General features: G+C 57.6%; 3 rRNA genes. All 3 read left to right on the top strand.

Annotated features, from left to right (window positions below):
• A 16S ribosomal RNA gene (locus tag ABZS77_RS29975) occupies positions 1 to 1,108 on the top strand; the annotation flags it as partial.
• A gap of 373 nt (positions 1,109 to 1,481) precedes the next feature.
• Positions 1,482 to 4,591: ribosomal RNA gene (locus tag ABZS77_RS29970) — 23S ribosomal RNA — on the top strand.
• An 86-nt stretch (positions 4,592 to 4,677) separates the two neighbouring features.
• A 5S ribosomal RNA gene (gene rrf / locus ABZS77_RS29965) occupies positions 4,678 to 4,794 on the top strand.
• Positions 4,795 to 4,817 lie beyond the last annotated feature (23 nt).

The following is a 4,817-nucleotide window of genomic DNA, read 5'->3' as shown; positions in this document are numbered from 1 at the left end:
GCCTTCGGGTTGTAAACCTCTTTCAGCAGGGACGAAGCGAGAGTGACGGTACCTGCAGAAGAAGCGCCGGCCAACTACGTGCCAGCAGCCGCGGTAAGACGTAGGGCGCGAGCGTTGTCCGGATTTATTGGGCGTAAAGAGCTCGTAGGCGGCTTGTCGCGTCGACCGTGAAAACTTGGGGCTCAACCCCAAGCCTGCGGTCGATACGGGCAGGCTAGAGTTCGGTAGGGGAGACTGGAATTCCTGGTGTAGCGGTGAAATGCGCAGATATCAGGAGGAACACCGGTGGCGAAGGCGGGTCTCTGGGCCGATACTGACGCTGAGGAGCGAAAGCGTGGGGAGCGAACAGGATTAGATACCCTGGTAGTCCACGCTGTAAACGTTGGGCGCTAGGTGTGGGGGACCTCTCCGGTTTCCTGTGCCGCAGCTAACGCATTAAGCGCCCCGCCTGGGGAGTACGGCCGCAAGGCTAAAACTCAAAGGAATTGACGGGGGCCCGCACAAGCGGCGGAGCATGCGGATTAATTCGATGCAACGCGAAGAACCTTACCTGGGTTTGACATGGCCGCAAAACCTCCAGAGATGGGGGGTCCTTCGGGGGCGGTCACAGGTGGTGCATGGCTGTCGTCAGCTCGTGTCGTGAGATGTTGGGTTAAGTCCCGCAACGAGCGCAACCCTCGTTCGATGTTGCCAGCGCGTTATGGCGGGGACTCATCGAAGACTGCCGGGGTCAACTCGGAGGAAGGTGGGGATGACGTCAAGTCATCATGCCCCTTATGTCCAGGGCTTCACGCATGCTACAATGGCCGGTACAATGGGCTGCGATACCGTGAGGTGGAGCGAATCCCAAAAAGCCGGTCTCAGTTCGGATCGGGGTCTGCAACTCGACCCCGTGAAGTCGGAGTCGCTAGTAATCGCAGATCAGCAACGCTGCGGTGAATACGTTCCCGGGCCTTGTACACACCGCCCGTCACGTCACGAAAGTCGGCAACACCCGAAGCCGGTGGCCCAACCCTTGTGGAGGGAGCCGTCGAAGGTGGGGCTGGCGATTGGGACGAAGTCGTAACAAGGTAGCCGTACCGGAAGGTGCGGCTGGATCACCTCCTTTCTAAGGAGCACCTTCCGACGAAAGTCGGTAAGGAGCCCGCACTGCCCGATCGTGGTGGTGGGGTGCTCGAATGGCGGAGACACTGGCAAGTTTTCCCTCGGCAACGGCCGGGTTCCTTCTAGTACAGCTGCCTTCGGGTGGTGGGAACGAAGCCCTGGTGCGGCTGAGGAAGAATGTGAGCACCCTGTTGGGTCCTGAAAGAACAACCATGTGTTGTTTCTTTCGGAGCCGTAGCGAGCCTGTGGGTTCGTGAGGTTGCCAGGCATGGCCTGGCTCCACATACCGCCGACTGTTGGGTTGGGTTTGGTGTGGGGCTGTGGGTTGTGGGTTGGTCGTTTGTTGAGAATTGCACAGTGGACGCGAGCATCTTTGTGGTCAAGTTGTCAAGGGCGAACGGTGAATGCCTTGGCACCAGGAGCCGATGAAGGACGTGGGAGGCCGCGATAGGCCTGGGGGAGCTGTCAACCAAGCTGTGATCCCAGGGTGTCCGAATGGGGAAACCTGGCACCAGTCATGTGGTGTCACCCACACCTGAACACATAGGGTGTGTGGGGGGAACGCGGGGAAGTGAAACATCTCAGTACCCGTAGGAAGAGAAAACAATTTAGTGATTCCGTGAGTAGTGGCGAGCGAAAGCGGATTGAGGCTAAACCGGCTGCGTGTGATACCTGTCAGGGGTTGCGTGGTTGGGGTTGTGGGACCCTGCTGAACAAGCTGACACTTGTTCGAGAAGTTACAAAGTTAGTGGCTAGTCGAACAGTCTGGAATGGCTGACCGTAGACGGTGAAAGTCCGGTAGGTGAAAGTTGCTGACCTTCTGTGGGTGTTCCCGAGTAGCGGCGGACCCCTGAAATCTGCCGTGAATCTGCCAGGACCACCTGGTAAGCCTAAATACTTCCTGGTGACCGATAGCGGACGAGTACCGTGAGGGAATGGTGAAAAGTACCCCGGGAGGGGAGTGAAATAGTACCTGAAACCGTTCGCCTACAATCCGTCGGAGCCTTGCGGGGTGACGGCGTGCCTTTTGAAGAATGAGCCTGCGAGTTAGTGGCATGTGGCGAGGTTAACCCGTGTGGGGGAGCCGTAGCGAAAGCGAGTCTGAATAGGGCGATTCAGTCGCGTGTCCTAGACCCGAAGCGGAGTGATCTAGCCATGGGCAGGCTGAAGCGCGGGTAAGACCGCGTGGAGGGCCGAACCCACCAATGTTGAAAAATTGGGGGATGACCTGTGGTTAGGGGTGAAAGGCCAATCAAACTCCGTGATAGCTGGTTCTCCCCGAAATGCATTTAGGTGCAGCGTCGCGTGTTTCTTGCCGGAGGTAGAGCACTGGATGGTCTAGGGGGCCCACAAGCTTACCGAAATCAGCCAAACTCCGAATGCCGGTAAGTGAGAGCGCGGCAGTGAGACTGCGGGGGATAAGCTTCGTAGTCGAGAGGGAAACAGCCCAGATCACCAGCTAAGGCCCCTAAGCGTGTGCTAAGTGGAAAAGGATGTGGGGTCGCATAGACAACCAGGAGGTTGGCTTAGAAGCAGCCACCCTTTAAAGAGTGCGTAATAGCTCACTGGTCAAGTGGTTCCGCGCCGACAATGTAGCGGGGCTCAAGCACACCGCCGAAGCTGTGGCATTCACATTTTAACCTCGCTTGGACGTGATTCCTTGTGCAGGTGTGTGGATGGGTAGGGGAGCGTCGTGCCGCGAGTGAAGCAGCGGGGTGACCCAGTTGTGGACGCGGCACGAGTGAGAATGCAGGCATGAGTAGCGAAAGAAGGGTGAGAAACCCTTCCGCCGGATGACCAAGGGTTCCAGGGCCAGGCTAATCCGCCCTGGGTGAGTCGGGACCTAAGGCGAGGCCGAGAGGCGTAGTCGATGGACAACGGGTTGATATTCCCGTACCCGCGAAAGAGCGTCCCTGATGAACCTCGTTGTGCTAACCACCCGAACTGCCTGATGTCTTCGGACGGATGGTGGGGAGCGTGGGAACCTGGCGGGTAGTAGTCAAGCGATGGGGTGACGCAGGAAGGTAGCTGAGCCCGGCCGGTGGTTGTGCCGGGGTAAGCGTGTAGGCCGTGCCATAGGCAAATCCGTGGCGCATGTAGGCTGAGACGTGATGCCGAGCCGATTCAGGTGAAGTCAGTGATCCTATGCTGCCGAGAAAAGCCTCTAGCGAGTTCTTAGCGGCCCGTACCCCAAACCGACACAGGTGGTCAGGTAGAGAATACCGAGGCGATCGGGCGAACTGTGGTTAAGGAACTCGGCAAATTGCCCCCGTAACTTAGGGAGAAGGGGGGCCGGAGACGTGAAGCCCCGCGCGGGTGGAGCGTTGTATGGCCGCAGAGAGCAGGGGGAAGCGACTGTTTACTAAAAACACAGGTCCATGCGAAGAAGTAATTCGATGTATATGGACTGACGCCTGCCCGGTGCTGGAACGTTAAGGGGACCTGTTAGCTCTTCGGGGCGAAGCGGAGAACTTAAGCGCCAGTAAACGGCGGTGGTAACTATAACCATCCTAAGGTAGCGAAATTCCTTGTCGGGTAAGTTCCGACCTGCACGAATGGCGTAACGACTTCCCCACTGTCTCAACCACAGGCCCGGCGAAATTGCAGTACGAGTAAAGATGCTCGTTACGCGCGGCAGGACGGAAAGACCCCGGGACCTTTACTATAGCTTGACATTGGTACTCGAATTAGCTTGTGTAGGATAGGTGGGAGCCGGTGAAGTCCATACGCCAGTATGGGTGGAGGCAATCTTGAAATACCACTCTGGTTGATTTGGGTATCTAACTTCGGACCGTTATCCGGTTCAGGGACAGTGTCTGGTGGGTAGTTTAACTGGGGCGGTTGCCTCCTAAAAGGTAACGGAGGCGCCCAAAGGTTCCCTCAGCCTGGTTGGCAATCAGGTGTTGAGTGCAAGTACACAAGGGAGCTTGACTGTGAGACTGACAGGTCGAGCAGGGACGAAAGTCGGGACTAGTGATCCGGCACTTGCGAGTGGAAGCGGTGTCGCTCAACGGATAAAAGGTACCCCGGGGATAACAGGCTGATCTTCCCCAAGAGTCCATATCGACGGGATGGTTTGGCACCTCGATGTCGGCTCGTCGCATCCTGGGGCTGTAGCAGGTCCCAAGGGTTGGGCTGTTCGCCCATTAAAGCGGTACGCGAGCTGGGTTTAGAACGTCGTGAGACAGTTCGGTCCCTATCCGCCGTGCGCGTAGGATACTTGAGAAGGGCTGTCCCTAGTACGAGAGGACCGGGACGGACGAACCTCTGGTGTGCCAGTTGTCCTGCCAAGGGCACGGCTGGTTAGCTACGTTCGGAAGGGATAACCGCTGAAAGCATCTAAGCGGGAAGCCTGCTTCAAGATGAGGTATCCCACCCACCTTGGTGGGGTAAGGCCCCCAGCTAGACGACTGGGTTGATAGGCCGGAAATGTAAGCCCGGTAACGGGTTCAGTTGACCGGTACTAATAGGCCGAGGACTTGACTACTAAGCTGCTACGCGTCCACTGTGCAACTCTGAACAAGCGAACACCCGCGTGTGTGTGCCCGGGGTTGTTTGACATGTTCATAGAGTTACGGCGGTCATGGCGGAGGGGAAACGCCCGGTCACATTCCGAACCCGGAAGCTAAGCCCTCCAGCGCCGATGGTACTGCACTCGTGAGGGTGTGGGAGAGTAGGACGCCGCCGGACAATCTTTCCAGAAAGGGTCACCC

Source organism: Micromonospora sp. NPDC005298 (assembly GCF_040607375.1).
Classification (GTDB): domain Bacteria; phylum Actinomycetota; class Actinomycetes; order Mycobacteriales; family Micromonosporaceae; genus Micromonospora.
The sequence above is the reverse complement of the archived record's forward strand: the minus strand, read 5'-3'. Positions and strand labels throughout refer to the sequence as shown.